The organism is Bradyrhizobium sp. (assembly GCF_016213215.1).
Lineage (GTDB): Bacteria > Pseudomonadota > Alphaproteobacteria > Rhizobiales > Xanthobacteraceae > Bradyrhizobium.
In genome coordinates this window covers 60,592-81,477 of record NZ_JACRAW010000079.1, presented here as the reverse complement: position 1 = coordinate 81,477, position 20,886 = coordinate 60,592, and the positions used below count along the sequence as shown (strand labels likewise).

The window sequence follows — 20,886 nt, the reverse complement described above, 5'->3', positions numbered from 1 at the left end:
CGGTCCTTGAACATCCCGGAATGACGTGCTCCAGCGTGATAAGAATCCATGGCGATCATTGAAAACACCATCTCCACTGGTAGCGCCGCCTTCCAGGCCAATCGCGACGGCATGCTGGGCCTGATCGCGAGGATGCGGACTCTGGAAGAGCGCACGCGGACGGCATCGGCCGCCGCGAAAGATCGCTTTCACAAGCGCGGGCAGCTTCTGCCGCGCGAGCGCGTAGCCCTGGTGCTCGATCCCGGCGCGCCTTTCCTCGAGCTGTCGACGCTCACGGGCTACATGTTCGATGTGCCGGATCCGGACAAGAGCGTGCCCGGCGGCGGGGTGATTGCCGGCATCGGTTTTGTCTCGGGTATCCGCTGCATGGTCAGCGCCAACGACGCCGGCATCGATGCCGGCGCCCTGCAGCCGTTCGGGCTCGACAAGACGCTGCGGGTGCAGGAGCTCGCATTGGAGAACAAGCTGCCCTATGTGCAACTGGTCGAGAGTGCCGGCGCCAATCTCCTGCGCTACCGTGTCGAGGACTTCATCCGCGGCGGCAACATCTTCCGCAACCTCGCGCGGCTGTCGGCGGCGGGCCTGCCGGTCGTCACCGTCACACACGGCTCGTCGACGGCGGGCGGCGCCTACCAGACCGGGTTGTCCGACTACATCGTCATGGTGCGCGGCCGTACCCGCGCCTTCCTCGCCGGGCCGCCGCTTCTGAAAGCCGCAACCGGCGAGATCGCGCCCGAAGAGGAACTCGGCGGCGCCGAGATGCACACCGCGATCTCGGGTCTCGGCGACTATCTGGCCGAGGACGACCGCGACGCCTTGCGCATCGCGCGCGAGATCATGGCGGCGCTGGAATGGGACCGGCCGAACCCGGGCACTGCGCAATACAAGCCGCCGCGCTACGACCAGGAGGAACTGCTCGGCATCATGCCGCTGGATCACAAGCGCCCCGTGGATATGCGGCAGGCGATCGCGCGCTTCATCGATGATTCCGACTTCACCGAATTCGCTCCGAACTACGGGCCCGCCACCGTGTGCGGCCATGCCCGGATCGAGGGCCAGGCGATCGGCATCATTACCAACAACGGCCCGCTCGATGTTCCCGGCTCCAACAAGGCGACGCATTTCATCCAGGCCTGCTGCCAGACCCGCACGCCGCTGCTCTATCTCAACAACACCACCGGCTACATGGTCGGCCGCGCCTACGAGGAAGCCGGCATGATCAAGCACGGCTCCAAGATGATCCAGGCGGTGACTTCGGCGACCGTGCCGCAGATCACGATCTATTGCGGCGCCTCGTTCGGCGCCGGCAATTACGGCATGTGCGGGCGCGGCTTCCATCCGCGCTTCTGCTTCTCGTGGCCGAATGCCAAGACGGCCGTGATGGGCGGCGAGCAGGCGGCCGGGACCATGGCCATCGTCACGGAAGCGGCGGCAGCGCGCCGCGGCAAGCCGATCGAGAAGGAAAAGCTCGAGGCCTTCAAGGCGCAGATCATCGACGTGTTCGACAAGCAGATGGACGTGTTCGCCACCAGCGCCCGCGTGCTCGACGACGGCGTGATCGATCCGCGCGATACCAGGGCGATCCTCGCCGAAGTGCTGGCGATTTGTCGCGAGGGCGATGCGCGCAAGCCCCAGCGCATGCAGTTTTCGGTGGCGCGGCCATGAGGAACGGATCGGTGCAGCCCAAGTCGTTCTTCAAGGTGCTGATCGCCAACCGCGGCGAGATCGCGTTGCGCGTCATGCGCACGGCGCGGCGGCTCGGATTTGGAGTCGTCGCGGTCTATTCGGACGCGGATCGCGACGCCCTGCATGTGCGGCTCGCCGACCAGGCCGTGCGTATCGGCGAAGCGCTGCCGGCGCAGTCCTATCTCAACATTCCTGCGATCATCGCGGCGGCCAAGGCGAGCGGCGCCGATGCCGTCCATCCCGGGTACGGCTTTCTGGCCGAGAACGAGGATTTCGCGCAGGCCTGCAAGGATGCCGGGCTCGTGTTCATCGGGCCGTCGGCGGAAGCCATCAAGGCCATGGGCAACAAGGCCGGCGCCAAGGAGATCATGCGCAAGGCCGGCGTGCCCTGCGTTCCCGGCTACCAGGGCACCGAGCAGAGCGATGAAGTCATGCTTTCGGAAGCCAAAAAGATCGGCTTCCCGGTGATGATCAAGGCGGTCGCCGGCGGCGGCGGGCGCGGCATGCGGCTGGTGACCGATGTAGCCGGTTTCCCCGATGCGCTGCGTAGCGCGCGTTCGGAGGCCAAGGCCGCGTTCGGCGATGGAAGCGTGATCCTCGAGCGCGCCATCCAGAACCCGCGCCACATCGAGATCCAGGTGTTCGGCGACGCATTCGGCAATGCCATTCATCTCGGCGAACGCGACTGTTCGGTGCAGCGGCGGCACCAGAAGCTGATCGAGGAGGCGCCATCGCCCGCGGTCTCGTCCGAACTGCGCGCGCACATGGGCGAGGTTGCCGTCGCGGCGGTGAAGGCGCTGCGCTACGAAGGCGCCGGCACGCTGGAATTCCTGCTCGATCAAAGCGGCCAGTTCTACTTCATGGAGATGAATACCCGCCTGCAGGTCGAGCATCCCGTCACCGAGGCGATCACCGGCCTCGACCTCGTCGAATTGCAGTTGCGCATCGCGCGCGGCGAGCAGCTCTCCGTGCGCCAGCAGGACATCACGTTCACCGGCCATGCCATCGAGGTGCGGCTATGCTCGGAGGACGCGTCGCACGATTTCATGCCGCAGTCGGGCCATATGGCGCGCTGGCAGATGCCCGAAGGCATCCGCGCCGAGCACGCGTTGCAATCGGGCTCGGAGATCCCGCCGTTCTACGATTCGATGATTGCAAAGATCATCAGCCATGGCGCGAACCGCGACGAGGCGCGCGGCAAGTTGATCTGCGGCCTCGAACAGACGGTCGCGTTCGGGGTGACCACCAATCAGGGCTTCCTGCTCTCGTGCGTCAGGCATCCGGTTTTCGCGAGGGGAGAGGCGACCACGGCCTTCATCGAGCGCAATCGCAGCGAGTTGCTGGCGCCGCAAAAGGACAAGCCCTTCGATCTGGCGCTGACCGGGCTGCTTCTGTACGTCACCAGTCCCCATGCGGGGCCGTGGCGCCGGGGACGGAGTCTCGCTGCCACCTTCCCGTTGCCGGCGAGAATCGAGATTCACGGCGTTGCGCATGATCTGGAGATCGTGCGGGAGCGCGACGGCACCTATCTCGTCAGCGTGGCCGGCGGCGAGCACCGCATCGAGGTTGAAGAGCTCTCCTCCGACACCGTTCGCTTCCGCAGCAATGGCGTCATGGACAGCGCGATATTCCGGCGCGACGGCGACCGGCTCTATGTTCAGCATGGCGGCATCCCGATCGCGGTGCGCGACCTGACGCTCGCCATGCCGCAGTCGGCAGCGGCGAGCGGCGGAGACGGCAAGGTTCGCGCGGCGATGAATGGCCGCGTTGTCGCGGTGCTGGTCAAGCCGGGCGATCGTGTCGCCGCCGGCCAGCCGGTGATGACGCTGGAAGCCATGAAGATGGAGCATGTGCATACGGCCGGCGTTGCCGGTACGGTGACAGCGATCGATGTCGCCGAAGGCGAGCAGGTTGTGACCGGCAGGATCGTGGTGGAGATCGAGGCGGAGCGATCTGCGGCCTAGTATTTCGTCATGGCCGGGCCTGTCCCGGCCATCCACGTTTCCTGAGCATCCTCGAGGCAAGACGTGGATGCCCGCGACGAGCGCGGGCATGACGACTGATTTTGGGCTGCTTATGCCACCCGCCCCGTGCCGTCATTGAGCAAACACGCCACCTGATGTCCTGCGCCGGCGTCCTTCAGTGCCGGCCGCTCCGTCCGGCAAGCTTCCATGGCGTAGCGGCAGCGGGTGTGGAAGGCGCAGCCGGAGGGCGGATTGACCGGGCTCGGCACGTCGCCGTCGACCAGCGGAGCGAGGCGCTTGGCCTTGGGATTGGCGACCGGAACGGAAGCGAGCAGCGCCTGGGTGTAGGGGTGGCGCGGATTGGCAAATAGCTCATCCTTGTCGGCAATCTCGACGATGCGGCCGAGATACATCACCGCGACGCGGTGACAGATATGCGCCACCACCGCAAGGTCGTGGGCAATGAACAGGTAGGAGAAACCGTGCCGGCGCTGCAAATCGACCAGCAAGTTGATCACCTGCGCCTGGATCGATACGTCGAGCGCCGACACCGGTTCGTCGCAGACGATCAGGCTGGGGTCGAGCGCCAGCGCCCGGGCAATGCAGATGCGCTGGCGCTGTCCGCCGGAGAACTGATGCGGGTAATTTGTCATCTGGTCCGGCCGCAGGCCGACCTGCTCGAACAGTCTTGCCACGCGCTCCTTTAGTTCGCTCCCGCCTGCGATCCCGTGCACGCCGAGCGGCTCGCCGACGATGTCGCCCGCGGTCATGCGCGGATTGAGCGAGGCAAACGGATCCTGGAACACGATCTGCATCGATTTCCGATGCGGTCGCAGCTCGGCCTTGGACAGATGGCTGATGTCGGCACCCTTGAGGCGGATATGCCCGGAGGTCGGCTCGACCAGCCGCAGAACGGCGCGCGCCACCGTCGACTTGCCGCAGCCGGACTCGCCGACAAGCCCGAGTGTTTCGCCGACGCCGACCGAGAAGCTGACGCCGTCGACCGCGTGCACGGTCCCGACCTTGCGCCGCAGGACGCCGGCGCGCACCGGGTAGTGTTTGACGAGATCGGTGACCTCGAGCAGCGCGTCGCTCATGCCACCTCCGTCAGTTCCGCCGCGCGCCAGCACGCCGCCAGATGTCTGCCGCCGAAGTCCTCGAGCTGTGGGTATTCCTCTTCGCAGCGCTTGACCGCGAGCCGGCAGCGCGGTGCAAAGGCGCAGCCCTTGGACAAGCGCGCCAGCGACGGCACGGTACCCGGAATCTCGGCGAGGCGTTCCTGGGGGGCCGCGCCCGGGGACGGCAACGCCGGGATCGACGCCATCAGACCGCGGGTATAGGGATGCCGGGGATTATCGAACAGCGCCTCCACTGTTGCCTCTTCGACTTTCCTGCCGGCATACATCACGATGACGCGCTGCGCGGTCTGCGCGACCACGCCGAGGTCATGGGTGATCAGCACGAGCCCGGTGCCGAGTTCCTTCTGCAAGTCGAGCATCAGCGCCAGAATCTGCGCCTGGATGGTGACGTCGAGGGCCGTGGTCGGCTCGTCGGCGATCAATAGCGCCGGCCGGCAAGCCAGCGCCATCGCGATCATGGCGCGCTGGCGCATGCCGCCGGAGAGCTGGTGCGGATATTCCGTCGCCCGCCGCGCCGGTTCGGGAATGCGCACAAGACGCAGCATTTCGACCGCGGTGTCCCAGGCTTCCCTGGGCGTCTTTGTCCGGTGCAGACGCACGGCTTCGGCAATCTGGTCGCCGATGCGAATCACCGGGTTGAGCGAAGTCATCGGTTCCTGGAAGATCATGGAGATGCGATTTCCCCGGATCTGCCGCATCCTGTCGTCGTCGAGCGCGAGCAGATCGGTGCCTTCGAGCAGGATCGAGCCGCCGACGATCCGGCCAGGAGGGTCGGGCACCAGACGCATCAGGGAGAGCGCGGTCACGCTCTTGCCGCAGCCGGACTCGCCGACGATCGCCAGCGTCTCGCCACGGCGAACGCTGAAGGAGAGATCGTCGACCGCCTTGAACAGGCCGGAATTGGTGAAGAACACCGTCCTCAGGTTCTTTACGTCGAGAACGAGATCCGAAGCCATGCTCATCAGCCGCGCTGCCTTGGATCGAGAACGTCGCGCAGCGCGTCGCCAAACAGGTTGGTACCGAAGACGGCGAGGCTGATCGCGACCCCTGGGAAGATGACCAGCCACGGCGCAGTGCGGATGTATTCCGCGGCGGACTCCGACAGCATGCGTCCCCAGGACGGATAGGGTTCGGGAATGCCGAGCCCCAGGAACGACAGTGATGCCTCGGTCAGGATGGTCGAGCCGAGCTGGGCGGTCGCGAGCACGATCAGCGGCGCCATCGTGTTGGGCAGGACATGGCGCAGCGCGATCCGCATTTCGCTCATTCCGATGGACTTGGCGGCTTCGACGAAGGGCTGCTCGCGCAGGGCCAGGGTGTTGGCGCGGATCACGCGGGAAACCGTCGGGATCAGCGGGATCGCGATGGCGATGATGACGTTCGGCAGCGACGGCCCGAGCGCCGCGGTCATCACCAGCGCCAGCACCAGCAGCGGCAGCGCCTGCAGGACATCGGTGATGCGCTGGAACATCAGGTCGACCCAGCCGGACAGGTAGCCGGAAGCGAGGCCGACGATCACTCCGATGGAGGAGCCAAGCGCCGTCGAGCCGATGCCGACCGCGAGCGAGATGCGCGCGCCGTGGATGATCCGGCTGAAGACATCGCGGCCGAAGGAGTCGGTGCCCATCCAGTGCTGCCAGCTGGGACCGGCCAGCGCATGAGCGGAATCGACCGTCAAGGGATCAAAACGCGCGAGAAAATCGGCGAAGACGGCCGTCAGCACGAAGACGCTCATGATGATGAGCCCGGCGGCGCCGAGCACGTGCCGTTGCGCGAGATAGAACGCACGACGCCAGCCTTGCGTCGCGCCGACGCCGGCACGTCTTAATTCAGTCTCGTACTCGATCGCGGACACTTTCTCTCCTAGTCGGTGTAGCGGATACGCGGATCGAACACCGCATAGAGCATGTCGACCGTGAAGTTGGCGACCACCACCACCACGGCGATGAACATCACGAGGTTCTGCACGATCGGATAGTCGCGCCAGCGAATGGCCTCGACCAGGAAGCGCGCGACGCCTGGAATGTTGAACACGGTCTCGGTGACGATCAGGCCGCCGATCAGGAACGCGGCCTCGATCCCGACCACGGTGATGACGGGCAGGATCGCGTTCTTCAGCGCATGGTGAAAGTTGACCGAAGCTTCCGAAGCGCCCTTGGCGCGGGCGGTGCGGATGTAGTCCTGCCGCAGCACTTCCAGCATCGAGGAACGCGTGATGCGCATGGTCAGCGCGGCACTGCGGAAGCCGACGGCGGCCGCCGGAACGGCGTAGGTCGCGAACGCCTCCCAGAAGTCCCTCGGATTGGGATTGAAGATCGGCATCGTTCCGAACATCGACACCGAGGCGGTCAGGATCAACAGTCCCAGCCAAAACGAGGGCAGGGAAAGGCCGCTGAGGCTGACCACGCGCAGCGCGTAATCGAGCCGTGTTCCCTGTCTGACCGCGCTGATCACGCCGAGCGGGATGCCGATGGACGTCGAGAACAGGAGCGCGAGCCCGGCGAGCCGCGCCGTGATCGGGATGCGCGGCAGGATCTCCTCGAGCGCCGGCTTCTCCGAAACGTAGGAAAAGCCGAGATCGCCGCGGAGCAGCCCGCCGATCCAGTGCAGATACTGCACGACCAGGGGCTGGTCGATCCCGAGCTCGCGCTCGAGATTAGCCTTTTCGGCAGGATCGACGTAGCCCGCCGCCGCAAACAGGATGTCGACGATATTGCCCGGCACGATGCGCAGCAGGAAGAAGATGACGATCGAAATCCCGACCAGGGTGACGACCATCAGGGCAAGGCGTCGCACGAGGTAAGCAAACACCCTCTACTCCTGTCAAAATTCTCAACGTCGCACCGCTCGCGGACTTCACTTGTCGAGCCACACGTCCTCGTAGCGATAGCCGTTATAGGAGCTGTTCACCATCATGGTGATGCCCTTTACATAGGGCTGCCAGCAGCTACCCATGCGGCTGTGGAAGATGATGGGTCGGGCGACATCCTCCTGAAGCTTCTTGTCGATCTCCCAGACCAGCTTCTTGCGTTTTTCGATGTTGGTCTCCTGCGACTGCTCGTCGAACAGCTTTTCGATTTCCTTGTTGCAGTAATTGGTGTAGTTGCGCTCGGACCCGCAGGAATAGTTCTCGAAGAAGGACTGGTCGGGATCATCGACCGCGTTGCCGGTCAGGTTGAGGCCGAGCGTAAAGTCCTTGCGGGCGACCTTCGGGAACCAGTTGGCGGTCTCCACCACGTCAAGCTCGCCGTCGATATAGATGCTCTTGAGCTGGTCGATCAGGATCACCGCAGGGTCGCGATAGATCGAGATGTTGCGGGTGGAGATCTTGACCGCGAGACGCTTGTCCGGGCCGTAGCCCGCTTTCTGCATCAGCTTGCGCGCTTCCTCGCGGTTGGCATTCACGTCGGGGCCGTAACCCGGAACGGTTTCGAGCATTTCCTTCGGCATCGCCCACAGGCCTGCGGGCGCCGGCAGCATGGTGCCGCCGATATCCGCCTGTCCCTCGAACAGGATCGAGGTGAAGGCCTTGCGGTCGAGCGCGAGCGCCATGGCGCGGCGGATGTCCTGGTTATCGAACGGCGGTGAACTCGAATTGACGATGATGTTGGTCGAGACGTTGGTCGGCGTGATCTCGCAGATCGCGTTCGGTGCCTGCGTCTTGACGTCCTTCACCAGCGGAATCGTCACCTCCGTCGGGAAGGTCATGTCGAACTTGCCGGCGACAAAGGCGAGAATGGCGGTCGAGCGGTTCGTGATGATGGTGAGCTCTATCCCGTCGAGATAAGGCCGGCCCTTCTTCCAGTAGTCCGGGTTGCGCGTCAGCTTGATCGACTCGTTGGCCTTGAACTCGACGAATTTGAACGGACCGGTCCCGATCGGATTCGTGCGCATGTCTCCCGGCGAGACGTGGCAGGGGTAGACCGGCGTATACCCCGAGGCGAGCAGCGCCAGGAGCGACGGCTGCGGCCGCTTCAGATTGAACGAGACCTCGAAGTCGCCATTGGTCGTGAGGTCGTTGACCTCGCTGTACCAGGCCTTGCGCGGGTTCTGGCGGAACTTCTGCTGCGACTTGCCCATCAGCATGTCGAAGGTGCATTTCACGTCGGCGGCGGTGAACGGCTTGCCATCGTGCCATTTGACCCCCTGCCGCAATTTGAAGGTCAGCTTCTTGTTGTCGGCGCTCCAGGCCCAGCTTTCGGCGAGGTCCGGAACGATCGAGTTCATGCTGTTTTGCGGAACATCCTGCTTATAGAGGACGAGATTGTTGAAGACCGGCATGAAGGGAACATTGAGCGAATAGGTCGCGCCTTCATGGATCGAGGCGCTGCCCGGGCTGTCGCGGTGGTACATCCGCAGGATGCCGCCCTGTTTGGGCTCGCCCGCAAGCGCGATGTTTGAGACTGCAAATACCGAAAACGCCGCCACGACGGCGAGCGCCCGCACGCTCCGCATGCCTTCCTCCCTCGACCTTCGGCCGTTTCGGCCCTGATTGACGGCGACGATACCGATGCTGGGCAGCGCACGCAACCCGCAATCCCGCGCTCGTATGGGCAATTTGGCCGAGGAGAACGCGTGCCGGTCTCGCATACGGCAATGCGGCGAAGCGGCGCAGTCGCGCTGCCTTGGTACGATCCCGGCTCACAGGGCGCGTCAGCTACGTGTTACCTGCTTGCTTCCGCGTCGAACCGAAAGCGTGTGCGTGACCGGCGTATCGCGGTCATTCAGGTGCAGGACTTCCGACCTTGAGACCTGCGGCAAACTTTAACCGCGGCTGAACTCAGGGGGTTCGGCCGGCGGTCGCGATTTTGACAACGTCCAAAGCGCTGCGAGCACCAAATCGTCAGCAGCGGGCGCCATCCGTGCCAACGCTTGTCATTGTCTTTGCAGGTTGCGGACCGCCGGGTTCTGATGCGGACCGGGCAGCGCCTGCCACCCGTTCGCCGGGCGCTCGCTTTGACGCGTCGTCAGACGATCCGCGAGGTCTTGTTGCCCCAGTAGCGGTCGCGCAGAATGCGTTTATAGAGCTTGCCCGTAGGCAACCGCGGCAATTCCTTCTCGAAGTCGATCGAGCGCGGCACCTTCTGCCGCGCCAGCGACCCGCTGCAGAAGGCGATCAATTCCTCCGCCAGCGCGGCGTCGGGCACGATGCCGGGCATCGGCTGCACCACGGCCTTCACCTCCTCGCCGAGGTCGGCGTTGGGCACGCCGAACACGGCGGCATCCGCGACCTTCGGATGGGTGATCAGGAGGTTCTCGCATTCCTGCGGATAGATGTTCACGCCGCCGGAGATGATCATGAAGGTCGAGCGATCGGTGAGATAGAGATAACCGTCGGCATCGACATAGCCGACGTCGCCGACCGTGCTCATGGTCCCGTCCGCCGAGCGGGCTTCCTTGGTCTTTTCCGGATCATCGAAATATTCGAACGGCGTTGCGGTCTTGAACCAAACCGTGCCCGCCGTACCGGTCGGGCACTCCTTCATGTTCTCATCGAGAATGTGCAGCTCGCCGAGCAGGACCTTGCCAACGGTGCCGCGATGCGCCAGCCATTCCTCGGTGTTGCAGGCGGTGAAGCCCAGCCCTTCGGTCGCACCGTAATATTCGTGGATGATCGGTCCCCACCACTTGATCATCTCGTCCTTGACCTGGACCGGGCAGGGCGCGGCGGCATGGACGGCGACTTCTAGGGAGGAGATGTCATAGCGCTTGCGCACCGCTTCGGGCAGCTTGAGCATGCGCGAGAACATCGTCGGCACCAGCTGCGTGTGGGTGATGCCCCATTTCTCGACAAGCTGCAGATAGCGCTCCGGATCGAAGTTCTCCATGATGATGGCGGTGCCGCCTGTGCGGATGGTGATGCTGACCGCGGCCTGCGGTGCGGAGTGGTACAGCGGCGCGGGCGACAGATAGATCATGCCTTCGCGGTAGAGCCAGAGCTTCTGCAGGAAGTCGAACAATGGCAAGGGCTGTTTGGGCGGCTGTTCCGGCAGGGGGCGCAGGATTCCCTTGGGCCTGCCGGTCGTGCCGGAGGAATACAGCATCGGGGTCCCCAGAGACTCGTCGGCGATCGGGGTCTGGGCCAGGCCTGCGGTCGCCTGCTCAAGTCCGACGATGCGGTCGCTTTCGCCCGCGCCGTCCGCCACGATGCAAAGTTCGACGTTCGGGCACTGCTTGATGGCATCGCGCGCCACGTCGAGCTTTGCCACCGAGGTGATGAGGACGCGCGACTGGCTGTTGGTGAGGATGTAGGCGAGTTCGCTTGGCGTCAGGTAGGAATTCACGCAGGTGTAATAGAGCCCGGAGCGTTCGCCAGCGCCGCAGGATTCGAGATAGCGGCTGTTGTTCTCCATGAAGATCGAATAGTGATCGAGCCGTTTCAAGCCGTGCTTGCGGAACAGATGCGCCAGGCGATTGGTGCGCGCGTCGAGTTCGCGATAGGTGACGGTCTCTCCCGAATTCGCCATGATGAAGGCGGGTTGCAGTGGACGAAGACGGGCATGCGTGGCGGTGTACATCAAATCTCCTCAAGGATCATGCGGCAAGAAGCAGGATTTCGTGGATTTGCGCCGGGCTCTCGATCCGGCGCGGATTGCGCGGCACCCATGGCGTTGCCATCGCCTGCTCGGCGATGCGATCAAAGTGCTCGGGCGCAACGCCGACCTCTTTCAGGCTGCGCGGCATTCCGAGCGCGCGGATGAACTGGTCCAGCACGTCGGCGGCGTCCGCACCGGGATGTCCCATTGCGGAAGCAACCAGCGCCTGGCGATCGGCATTGTCGGGCCTGTTCCAGCGCATCACCGCCGGCAGCATGACACATGATGTGTAGCCATGAGGAACGTCGAAGGCCGAGCCGAGCACGTAGCCGATGCCGTGGCTCGCGCCCATCGGTACGCCCATCGCCAGGGCACCCATAGACAGCCAGGTGCCGATCTGGGCATCCATACGCGCATCGAGGTCGGAAGGATCGGCTTTGACCCGCGGCAGCGCCTGGGCAAGCATTGACAGGCCCTTGACCGATTGCGCGTCGGCAAAGGGATGGGTCTCGCGCGAACAGATCGCCTCGACGCAGTGATCTACCGCGCGGATGCCGGTCGACAGAAACAGCCATTCCGGTGTGTGGACGGTGATGGCCGGATCAAGCATCGTTGCGCGCGGCATCACCAGCGGATGGCGCAGCATTTCCTTGACGTTGGTGCGGCGGTTGGTGACGCCCGCAATCGCGCTGAACTCGCCGCCGGCAATCGTGGTCGGCACGCTGATCTGCCGTACCGTTGGTGCGACCATCTCGGGCGCAACGCCCTTCACGACGCGAATCCTGTCGATGCCTTCGACAGTGTCAATGCCGTTGGCGAGACAGAGCTGCACGGCCTTGGCGCCATCGGTGATCGAGCCGCCCCCGACGGTAACGATGAGATCGGCATCGACCGCGCGAGCCGCGTTGGTGGCCGCGATCACGGCCTCGCGGGGCGTGTGCGCCGGCATGGCGTCAAATATGCCGGCGCAGCGGGGTCCCAGCGACTTGCGTATCCTGTCGATTTCGTCGGTTTGCCGGTTGAGCGTACCGCTGACCATGAGAAAGGCGCGGCGTGAGCCCAACCGGTCCAGTTGTTCGCTGATGGCTTCGGCGGCCGGATGGCCGAACACGACCTCGTCCATCGCTCCGAATACGACGCGCCCTCGATGCACCTGGTCGTCTCTCCCGGAACAATGGCCATTGTTTGTCCAGATAATCTAACCGAGCCCGGTGCGGCCGTCATTGCCGAATGATGGCCTCGATGACTGATCGCGCCAACTGAATTTTCCGTTCTGCGGCACACAGGCCTGCCCAGGCCGCCGGTCGCCGATCAATGCATCAGGCGCCAGCCGACCGCTCCCAGCGCTCCGACCCACAGCGCAATGGCAGCGAGGGCCTGGATGCCGAAGCCGGGTCCGCGCTTTTCCGCGGCTCTCGTATAGCCGACGTAATAGACGATACGGCCGATGATCCACAGCGCGCCGAGTGCCGCCGCGATGCCATCGCCGATATAGACGGCGAACAGCCAGAGCGAAGGCAGAAACACTGGAAGAAACTCCAGCGTGTTCATCTGCACGCGGAAGATGCGTTCGAATTCGGGATTTCCCGAGATCGCCGGCGCCTGGATGCCGTAGGTCGCGCGCGCCCGCGCGACGCTCACGCTGGTGAAGAAGTAGAACAGGATAGCGAGCAGCGTCACCAGGGCGGTAAAGTGATATGTCATGGATCGTCCCCAATCAAAACGATGGCACAGCTTAATAGCCGGTCATTTCCAGATAGCCTACGCCGGTGTGGCTGCCATCGAAGCTGATCGGGCCTTCCCAATAGGAAAAGCCGGTTCCGTTCCAGGCATGAGCATTGAGCGGCTTGCAGGCGATCGACAGTCCGAACGAGGGAATTGCGATCTGCCATTCGACCGGCAGCTTGCGGCCCGCGATCTCGATCGGGGTCTTCGGTTTGAGCTGGATATCCGCGCCCGAGATCTGCCGCGTTCTGCCGTCCTCGAAGATCCAATTGCCGAACGGGTAATCATGGCCGTCGCTTTGGCGCAGGCGATACAGCATCAGCTTGTCGCCCGAAGAAAGGTGCAGCGCAAACCAGTCCCAGCCGGTCTGGTCGGAGGCCAGCGGCTGGCTGCTCCATTCGCGGTCCATCCAGGCCTTGCCCGTGACCTCGACCGGCTTGTCATCGAGAGTGAGGCTGCCGCGCGCGCGGAAAAACGGCTGGCTGTAGTAATATGAAGCCTGGCCGCGCTCCGACTTGCGGCTGAAGCCGGCCTCGCCCTGCAGCACGACGGGGCGGTCGGCCTCGAGCGTCAGCGCATAGCTGAAATCGGGACCTGCGGCTTTCAGTTCGACTGGCGCCAGCGCGGCATCGCGGGTCTGCTCCGAGCCCTTCATCACCCACGCGTCGATCCAGGCCGCGAACGGCTTCGCCTCGACGCCGGCCTGCCCGACTCCGCCGCGCGCAAAAACTTCCGCGAAACGGTGGGTGTGGGCGCGCGTCACGGCGGCATGTCCCATCCACACCTGCTGGTTGGCCCAGCCTTCGCGTTGCGGGCTCGGCTGCATCGCCTGGCGAAACAGCGTCCATTGGAGGCCGCAGGCGTTGCCTTTCGTGTCGACGAGGTTCGCGGTCAGGTACCACCATTCGATCCGGAAATCCGGATGCGCTCCGTGATCGGCCGGAAAGGAAAACGCCTTGCCCGGAACGACGGGCGCAAAGCCCGTTTCAGTTTCGCCCAGACCGGCGAAGCCTTGCGCGCTGGCGCGACGGCTGAGCACAACGCCGGCAAGGCCGCCGGCAAAGGCGCGGCGCGACAACTTCAGCTCACCGCTCATTGGCGAAGATCCTGACCAGGTTGGCCGGCTGCATGCGGGCAAGCCGCACGACGGGAAGCAGCGCGGCAACCAGCGACGCCGCCATCGCCACCACGAGCAACTCAAAGAGTTGCAGCGGGAAGACATGGAACGGCAGACGCCAGCCAAATGCCTTCACGTTCACGATCGCGACCAGGCACCACGCCACCAAGAGCCCGAGCGGTAGCGCGAGCAGCGCCGTGAGCAGGGCGACCGACACCGTCTTCAACAGTTCGATCGCGGCAAGGCGCGGCCGGGTGACGCCGATCGCCCACAGCGGCGCAAGCTGCGGCAGGCGGGAATTGGCAAGTGTTAGCAGGCTGGTAAGCAGCGCGATGCCGGCCACCGCCAGCGTGAACGTGTTGAGCGCGGCGGTGACAGCGAAGGTGCGATTGAAGATGCGCAGCGACTCGGCTTTCACCCTTGCCTGGTCGGCCACGCTGCGGTCGTCCAGTCCGAACTGCTGCCGCAGCGCAGCGATCAAGGGCGGGACCTGATCGGGCGCGACGATGAGGCCCAGCCGCGTCTGCGGCGTATCGGGAAAGCGGCGGATCAGCGCCGCGATGTTGACGGCAAGCTGGCCCTTCGGGTTGCCGTAATCGGCATAGATCCCGGCAATGTCGAGCGTCCAGTCGCCACCGGGCGCCGGGATCGCGATCCTGTCCCCGACGCCGAGGTTGAGCCGTCGGCTCAACTGCTCGCTGATGAAGGCGGCTTCTCCCGGCAGGAGTCTCTTCCAGGCGTCCGGCGCCGATTGCAGCAGCGGCCAGCGTTCACGGTAGAGCGGGTGGTCAGGCAATCCGAGGAGCTCGATTGGCTGGTTCGCGACATGCGTCTCGGCGCGTGCGCCGGCGAGGATCGCCAGCACTTCAGGTCGCTGCCGCAGCCAGTTCCGGATGGCGATGGCCTGCGCATTATCCGAGGCGCTGATGTAGACGTCCGCCGATAGGCGTCCGTTCAGCCAGGTCACGAAAGTGCGGCTGAAGGTTTCGACCATGGTGGAGACGCCGACATTGACGGCAAGCGCGAGCAACAGCGCCATCAGGGCGAGCGACAGGCCGGAAAGCTGCTGGCGGCTGTCGGCCCAGAACCAGGCCGCGAGCGGGCGCCTTGCCGTGCGTTGGCCGAGCTTGAGGATAATCTCGAGGATCGCGGGCAGGATCAGCGCGGCGCCTAGCATCAGGGTGGCGAGCAGTCCGAATCCCGCGATCAGTGAATTGCCGTAGACGAGGAGCGCAAGCGCGACGCCGAACACGGCGAGCGCGACAGCGCCTTGAAAGATGAGCCAGCGTTGCTGCGCCTCGTGCCAGGCATAGGCTTGCGCGGCCGCAAGCACCGGCAGGCGGAGCGCCTTGACGAGGCTGGTGGCGGCGGCGGCCAGCGCGCCGAGCACGCTGATGGCGATGCCGGCGAACCACCATTCGGCTCGCAGCACCAGCTGGCCGGGGATTTGCGCGCCGTAAAGTCCGCGCAAGGAAGCGGCGACGTCGGGCAGCAGGCTTGCCGCGATGAAATAGCCGCACACCAGCCCGGCGACCCCGGCGACAAGCGCGAGCGTAACCAGCTCGATCACGAGCACGGTGTTGAGCAGGCGCGCCGAGGCGCCGCAGGCGCGCAAGGTGCGCAGCATCGGCAGGCGTTGCTCGAAGGCGAGCCCGATCGCGGAATTGACGATGAACAGGCCGACGAAGAAGGACAGCAAGCCGAACGCGGTGAGGTTGAGGTGAAAGCTGTCGGTGAGCCGGTCCAGCTCGGTCTCGGCATTCGGCTGCACCAGGCGAAGCTTGTCGCCGACCACGCTTTCGAGCGGCGCCGGCTTCCCTTGAGCCTTGCCGACCAGAAGATGCGAGAGTTCGCCGGCCTTGTTGAGGATGTGCTGCGCAATGCCGATATCGACCACCAGCACGTCCGGCACGAGCTCGGGCTGGACACGCAAGGGCGGCAGCGGTGTGCCGTTGCTGGTGAGCGGGGAAGTGCCTTCCGCAAGGTGCAGATCGGAGAGCGTCTCTCGTGCGACCAGCGTTTCGCCCGGCGGCGTGATGAAGGATTGCAGCGCGCCGCGCACGATACTTGGCGCGTTGCCGACCTGCGGCGGCAGCGTCACCGGTTCCACGCCCAGGAGGCGAAACGACCGGCCGCCGACCTGCACGCGCCCTTCCAGCACCGGCGAGACCGGCCAGCCGGCACGGCGCAGGTTGACGAAGATGCTTTGCGAGAACGTCGCGCCATTGCGGTCGACCAGCACCGCCGTGCGCGTGCCGCCGAAGGTGGCCGCGGCCCTGTCATAGGCATTGCGCGCCTGCTGGTTGATCGCCTGCACGCCGCTCCACAGCGCGGTCGCGGAGATCAATCCGATCAGCAGCGTCGCAAGCTGCATCGGGTGCCGACGCCAATGGCTGAGCAGAACCGCAAGAATGAAGATGGCGCGCTTCAATTGATCAACCCCGCATGCAAGGTGACGTGGCGGTCGAGCGTCGCGGCAAGGCGCGTGCTGTGGGTTACCATCAGAAAGCTGCAGCCGGTTCGCGCCACGAGATCGCGGGTCAGTGCCACAAAATCGTCGGCCGTCGCTTCGTCCAGATTGCCGGTCGGCTCATCGGCGAGCAGCAGCACGGGCCTCGCTGCCAGCGCGCGGCCGATTGCAACCCGCTGCTGCTGGCCGCCCGATAATTGCTCGGGATAACGCTTGAGCAGGCCGGCGAGCCCCAACCGCTCGATCAGTTCGGCCTGCCAGGCGGCGTCAACGCGGCCCGCGATGCGCGCTTGAAAGGCGAGATTGTCTTCGACGTTCAAACTCGGCACCAGGTTGAACTGCTGGAACACCAGGCCCAGTCGGTCGCGACGGAGCGCTGCACGCCCGGCATCGGAGAGTTTCGAGATCAGGATCTCGCCGAGCCGGATTTCACCACCGTCCGCCGCATCCAGCCCGGCGATCAGGTGCAACAGTGTGCTCTTGCCGCTGCCGGATTCGCCGGTCAGTGCCACGCGCTCCCCAGGCGCGACGGTAAGATTGACGCCGCGCAGGACGCTGATCTGCTCGCCGGCAGAGCGATAGGTCTTGGTCAGATTGCGGACGCTCAGCACGATCGGACTGCGTTCTGCCATGCCGCGCGTAGTGGCGTCATCACAGCGGCTTCTGGTACTTCAACACAAATTGGTCGACCGGCACCGACGAACGGAACACCACCGCCTCGCGCGGGTCGTCGGGATTGCGCAGAAAGTCGCCTTCCGCGACGAGCTTGAAGCCGGCGTTCTCCATCTCCTGCCGCACGACACTCTCCTCGATGCGGTGCAAGGTCTTGGCAACGGTCGTGCCATCACCCGTTTTTGCGGAATGATCGGCGATCACCAGAAAGCCGCCGGGCCTCAAGGCCGCAAACATCTTCTTGTTCATCGTGGCGCGGTCGACCGGTATGTAAGTCACGTCGTGGTAGGCAAAGAAGAACGTAATCAGGTCGAGACCTTTGACATCCGGCGGGATCGGGTCGTCGAAATCCCTGATGACGTGCACCACGTTCTTCATCGCGGGTTTCTGTGCGCGTAGATCGAATTTGTCTTTCACGAACCGTTCGATAATCCCGGCCGTATCCTGCGCATAGACCGTGCCGCCGGGACCGACGGCACGCGCCAGCAGCTCCGTGCTGTAGCCGGCGTTGGCCTCCATATCCAGGACTTTCATCCCGCTCTTGACTCCGATAAAGGCCAGCATCTTCGCCGGCTTGCGGCGTTGGTCGGTTTGCCGGTCGGCGTCGCTGCGGTCGGGGGACGCGACGATCGCCTCATAATCCGGCGCCTTGGTCTCCTGTGCGGTGATGCCCCCTGCCGCAAGCATGGAAAACATGAACACGGCGACGGCGGCGCGGTAGTGCATCTGCTTTCTCATCAACAACTCCCTGGCTTTGTCTGGGCAACCTAACAAGGCCATCCAGCCAGATCACGACCTCAGTGCCATGCCGACACGATCGTGATCGTGCTGCAATGCATCTGGGCACCGGTCAAGCGCATCCAAGCGCGTTGCAGCGCACATCACCGGCCAAAATGGCAGGTTGCGTTGCCGGCGAAGCCATGGCTAGCTTCGCGATGGGCGAGAATAATGAAAAGCGCCTGCAAAAGAATACACCGGGGGGAGACTTCATGAACGCAGGACCGACGTCCAAGGAGACGCCAAAGGGCGCCTGGAGGATCACCTTTCTCCTGTTCCTGTTCATGCTGGTGAACTTCGCCGACAAGATCGTCGTCGGCCTTGCCGGCGTGCCGATCATGACGGAATTGAAGCTCGAGCCGGAGCAGTTCGGCCTGCTCGGGTCCTCATTCTTCCTCCTGTTTTCGATCTCCGCCATCGTGGTCGGCTTCATCGTCAACAGGATCGAGACGCGCTGGGTGCTGCTGGTGCTGGCCCTGATCTGGGCGGTGTCGCAGTTCCCGATGGTGGGCACGGTCGGGTTCACCACGCTCCTGGTCTGCCGCATCATCCTGGGCGCCGGCGAGGGGCCGGCAGCTTCGGTGGCGCTGCATGCGATTTACAAATGGTTCCCCGACGAGAAGCGCACACTGCCGACCGCTGTTGTGTCGCAGGGCTCCGCCTTCGGGGTGATCCTGGCGGTGCCTGCCCTCAACTGGGTGATCGTCAATCACAGCTGGCACTACGCTTTCGGCGCGCTCGGCGTTGTCGGCCTGTTGTGGGTGGTGGCCTGGCTCTTCCTCGGCAGGGAAGGTCCGTTGGTCGAGACGGCGATGTCGACGGCCGCCGAGCCGAAAATTCCCTACCTGCAGCTTCTGACCTCGCGCACCTTCATCGGCTGCTGCCTGGCAACGTTCGGCGCCTATTGGGCGCTGTCGCTGGGGCTGACCTGGTTCACGCCCTTTATCGTCAAGGGGCTCGGTTTTTCGCAGAAGGATGCCGGCTGGATCTCGATCCTGCCCTGGGTATTCGGCGCGGTCGTCGTGATGCTGTCGGGATGGCTGTCGCAATCGATGATGGGGCGCGGCTTTTCCACGCGCACGGCGCGCGGCATCGTCGGTTCGGTCCCGCTCGTGATCGGCGGACTGATTCTGGCGGCTCTTCCTTACGTCCACGGCGCGGGCCTGCAGATCGCCTTTCTTGTCGTCGGCTCGGGCCTTTGCGGCGCCATTTACGTGGTTTGCGCACCGATGCTCAGCGAATTCACGCCGGTGTCGCAGCGCGGCGCGGTGATCTCGATCTATGGTGCGATCTACACGCTTGCCGGCATCATCGCGCCGTCGGTGATGGGCAGCGTGATCCAGCATGCGGGCGGGCTGCTGGAAGGCTACATGACCGGGTTCACCATCAATGCCGTCATCATGGTCGCATCCGGCCTGCTCGGGCTGCTCCTGCTCTGGCCCAACACCGAGCGCGCCCGGCTCATGCGCACCGCGCCGCAGCCGCAATTTGCGTGAGTGCATCCTTGAAGGCGGGAGCACGCAACTCTCGGGCCATTGTCGCTGGCGCGACAGCGGCCTGATTACGATTGCGCGGCGTTCGAACGGCGGTCGGTCAGGAACGTCAGCAAAACCGTCAGCACCATGAACACGACGGAAGCGCCGAAAACCCAGCGCGGCGCGCTCTGGTCCATGATCCAGCCGAACAACAGCGGACTGACGATGCCGCCGATGTTGAAGCCGGTCGAGACGATGCCGAAGGCACGACCGGCCGCCCCGCTGGGGGCGGCGTTCCGCACCATCATGTCGCGCGACGGCGCGATGACGCCGCCGAGGAAGCCCGCCGCCGCCATGGCGACGACCAGGATTGCGGACGGCAGCGTCATGGTCGCAATCAAAAGCACGACGAGCGCATTTACGGCGAAGCAGCCGGCGGCGAGCTGGGCATGGCGCTCGATATGATCGGCAATGAAGCCGCCCGCGAGGACGCCGACTGCGCTGGCGGCAAGGAAGGCCGTCAGCGCCAGGTTGGCCGAGGAGAACGAAGCGGCATAGCCGCTCATCAGCGCCACCACGCCGAAATTGCTGATCCCGGCGCTGGACAGGCTGAGCAGCATGAAGAAGGTCGTGAGCACGATCAGCGCCGGCGTGATGATGTTCTGTTTCGGCGCGCCTTCGCTCTTGCCCTTGCGCTTCGCCCCAGCATCCGGGGTGCCCATCATGATCAGCAGCAGCGCTACGGCAGGTCCGGCGGCGCCCGCAACCATCAGCGCGCCTAAGCCGCCGATGGCGGTGACCAGGGTGGCGACAATGGCGGGCGCCACCGCGCCGCCGAGGAAGCCGGCGAAGGTGTGGACCGCGAAGGCGCGCCCCATTCGCGCTTCGTCCATATGCGCCGACAGGATCGCGTAATCGGCCGGATGATAAACGCTGTTGGCAAGTCCGAGCAGCACGGCGCAGCCGATCAACCAGGCGTAGCTGAGATGCAGGCCGAGCATCACGAGGGAGAGCCCGCCAAGGGTGATGCCGATCAGCAGGATCGTGCGCGCGCCGACGTGATCGACGAGGTAGCCCATCGGGGCCTGGGTCAGGCCCGAGACCAAGGCGAAGACGGTCAGCGCGAAGCCGAGCTCGATATAGCCGACGCCAAGCTGCTCCTTGAGGAAAGGAAACAGCATCGGCAGCACCAGCATGTGGAAATGGCTGATCCAGTGCGAAATGGAGATCGCGGTCAGCGTGCGCAGCCCGGAGTCAGCCCTTTGTCGTTGCGGTGCGGTGAGAACTTCGGCCATCAGGGTCCTGCTTCCCTCTGTCGGGCCTGC

The 20,886-nt window shown here is 64.6% G+C and carries 16 protein-coding genes; 3 read left to right on the top strand and 13 right to left on the bottom strand.

Annotated features, from left to right (window positions below; translation table 11 throughout):
• Positions 1-48 precede the first annotated feature (48 nt).
• Positions 49-1,665, top strand: a complete 1,617-nt coding sequence (locus tag HY852_RS14385) for an acyl-CoA carboxylase subunit beta (RefSeq protein ID WP_291605423.1) — start codon at positions 49-51, stop codon at positions 1,663-1,665.
• Positions 1,662-3,650, top strand: coding sequence for an acetyl-CoA carboxylase biotin carboxylase subunit (locus HY852_RS14380; RefSeq protein ID WP_291605422.1), 1,989 nt, complete (start codon positions 1,662-1,664; stop codon positions 3,648-3,650). Before HY852_RS14385 ends, HY852_RS14380 begins: the two co-directional genes overlap by 4 nt.
• Positions 3,651-3,760: 110 nt before the next feature.
• On the opposite strand, the gene HY852_RS14375 is transcribed toward HY852_RS14380, so the two are convergent.
• The 12 genes from HY852_RS14375 to HY852_RS14320 form a co-directional block, all read right to left on the bottom strand.
• A complete protein-coding gene (locus HY852_RS14375) occupies positions 3,761-4,747 on the bottom strand; it encodes an ABC transporter ATP-binding protein (protein ID WP_291605421.1) in 987 nt (328 codons plus the stop codon).
• Positions 4,744-5,751 (bottom strand): ABC transporter ATP-binding protein, encoded by a 1,008-nt coding sequence (locus HY852_RS14370; RefSeq protein ID WP_291605419.1) that lies wholly within the window; start codon positions 5,749-5,751, stop codon positions 4,744-4,746. Before HY852_RS14370 ends, HY852_RS14375 begins: the two co-directional genes overlap by 4 nt.
• The gene (locus HY852_RS14365; protein WP_291605417.1) at positions 5,751-6,644 is read right to left on the bottom strand and encodes an ABC transporter permease; all 894 of its coding nucleotides are present in this window, start codon (positions 6,642-6,644) and stop codon (positions 5,751-5,753) included. The genes HY852_RS14370 and HY852_RS14365 overlap by 1 nt, the downstream gene beginning before the upstream one ends.
• A gap of 8 nt (positions 6,645-6,652) precedes the next feature.
• Positions 6,653-7,600 (bottom strand): ABC transporter permease, encoded by a 948-nt coding sequence (locus tag HY852_RS14360; protein ID WP_291605415.1) that lies wholly within the window; start codon positions 7,598-7,600, stop codon positions 6,653-6,655.
• A 45-nt stretch (positions 7,601-7,645) separates the two neighbouring features.
• Entirely contained in the window at positions 7,646-9,244 is a 1,599-nt protein-coding gene (locus HY852_RS14355; RefSeq protein ID WP_291605414.1) for an ABC transporter substrate-binding protein, read from the bottom strand.
• Between the two features lie 512 nt (positions 9,245-9,756).
• Complete coding sequence (locus HY852_RS14350; RefSeq protein ID WP_291605413.1) at positions 9,757-11,307, bottom strand: AMP-binding protein; 1,551 nt, start codon at positions 11,305-11,307, stop codon at positions 9,757-9,759.
• A 16-nt stretch (positions 11,308-11,323) separates the two neighbouring features.
• Complete coding sequence (locus HY852_RS14345; protein WP_291605412.1) at positions 11,324-12,478, bottom strand: iron-containing alcohol dehydrogenase; 1,155 nt, start codon at positions 12,476-12,478, stop codon at positions 11,324-11,326.
• Between the two features lie 158 nt (positions 12,479-12,636).
• Positions 12,637-13,029, bottom strand: coding sequence for an MAPEG family protein (locus tag HY852_RS14340; RefSeq protein ID WP_291605411.1), 393 nt, complete (start codon positions 13,027-13,029; stop codon positions 12,637-12,639).
• 31 nt (positions 13,030-13,060) lie between these two features.
• Positions 13,061-14,146 carry a lipocalin-like domain-containing protein gene (locus HY852_RS14335; protein ID WP_291605409.1) on the bottom strand — a complete coding sequence of 362 codons (1,086 nt, stop codon included), beginning with the start codon at positions 14,144-14,146 and terminating at the stop codon, positions 13,061-13,063.
• On the bottom strand, positions 14,136-16,598 hold the full coding sequence (locus HY852_RS14330; RefSeq protein ID WP_291605408.1) for an FtsX-like permease family protein: 2,463 nt from the start codon (positions 16,596-16,598) through the stop codon (positions 14,136-14,138). Before HY852_RS14330 ends, HY852_RS14335 begins: the two co-directional genes overlap by 11 nt.
• Positions 16,595-17,248, bottom strand: coding sequence for an ABC transporter ATP-binding protein (locus tag HY852_RS14325; protein WP_291605407.1), 654 nt, complete (start codon positions 17,246-17,248; stop codon positions 16,595-16,597). Before HY852_RS14325 ends, HY852_RS14330 begins: the two co-directional genes overlap by 4 nt.
• A gap of 40 nt (positions 17,249-17,288) precedes the next feature.
• On the bottom strand, positions 17,289-18,047 hold the full coding sequence (locus tag HY852_RS14320; protein WP_291605406.1) for a class I SAM-dependent methyltransferase: 759 nt from the start codon (positions 18,045-18,047) through the stop codon (positions 17,289-17,291).
• 251 nt (positions 18,048-18,298) lie between these two features.
• On the opposite strand from HY852_RS14320, the gene HY852_RS14315 reads away from it, so the two are divergent.
• Positions 18,299-19,582 carry an MFS transporter gene (locus HY852_RS14315; protein WP_291605404.1) on the top strand — a complete coding sequence of 428 codons (1,284 nt, stop codon included), beginning with the start codon at positions 18,299-18,301 and terminating at the stop codon, positions 19,580-19,582.
• A gap of 65 nt (positions 19,583-19,647) precedes the next feature.
• On the opposite strand, the gene HY852_RS14310 is transcribed toward HY852_RS14315, so the two are convergent.
• Positions 19,648-20,856 (bottom strand): MFS transporter, encoded by a 1,209-nt coding sequence (locus HY852_RS14310; protein ID WP_291605403.1) that lies wholly within the window; start codon positions 20,854-20,856, stop codon positions 19,648-19,650.
• Positions 20,857-20,886: the final 30 nt, after the last annotated feature.

Bases quoted from the DNA above. Each gene is read 5' to 3' on its own strand.
- HY852_RS14370 (WP_291605419.1), bottom strand. From the start codon at position 5,751: ATGAGCATGGCTTCGGATCTCGTTCTCGACGTAAAGAACCTGAGGACG.
- HY852_RS14310 (WP_291605403.1), bottom strand. From the start codon at position 20,856: ATGGCCGAAGTTCTCACCGCACCGCAACGACAAAGGGCTGACTCCGGG.
- HY852_RS14350 (WP_291605413.1), bottom strand. From the start codon at position 11,307: ATGTACACCGCCACGCATGCCCGTCTTCGTCCACTGCAACCCGCCTTC.
- HY852_RS14375 (WP_291605421.1), bottom strand. From the start codon at position 4,747: ATGAGCGACGCGCTGCTCGAGGTCACCGATCTCGTCAAACACTACCCG.
- HY852_RS14340 (WP_291605411.1), bottom strand. From the start codon at position 13,029: ATGACATATCACTTTACCGCCCTGGTGACGCTGCTCGCTATCCTGTTC.
- HY852_RS14355 (WP_291605414.1), bottom strand. From the start codon at position 9,244: ATGCGGAGCGTGCGGGCGCTCGCCGTCGTGGCGGCGTTTTCGGTATTT.
- HY852_RS14315 (WP_291605404.1), top strand. From the start codon at position 18,299: ATGAACGCAGGACCGACGTCCAAGGAGACGCCAAAGGGCGCCTGGAGG.
- HY852_RS14380 (WP_291605422.1), top strand. From the start codon at position 1,662: ATGAGGAACGGATCGGTGCAGCCCAAGTCGTTCTTCAAGGTGCTGATC.
- HY852_RS14320 (WP_291605406.1), bottom strand. From the start codon at position 18,047: ATGAGAAAGCAGATGCACTACCGCGCCGCCGTCGCCGTGTTCATGTTT.
- HY852_RS14335 (WP_291605409.1), bottom strand. From the start codon at position 14,146: ATGAGCGGTGAGCTGAAGTTGTCGCGCCGCGCCTTTGCCGGCGGCCTT.
- HY852_RS14385 (WP_291605423.1), top strand. From the start codon at position 49: ATGGCGATCATTGAAAACACCATCTCCACTGGTAGCGCCGCCTTCCAG.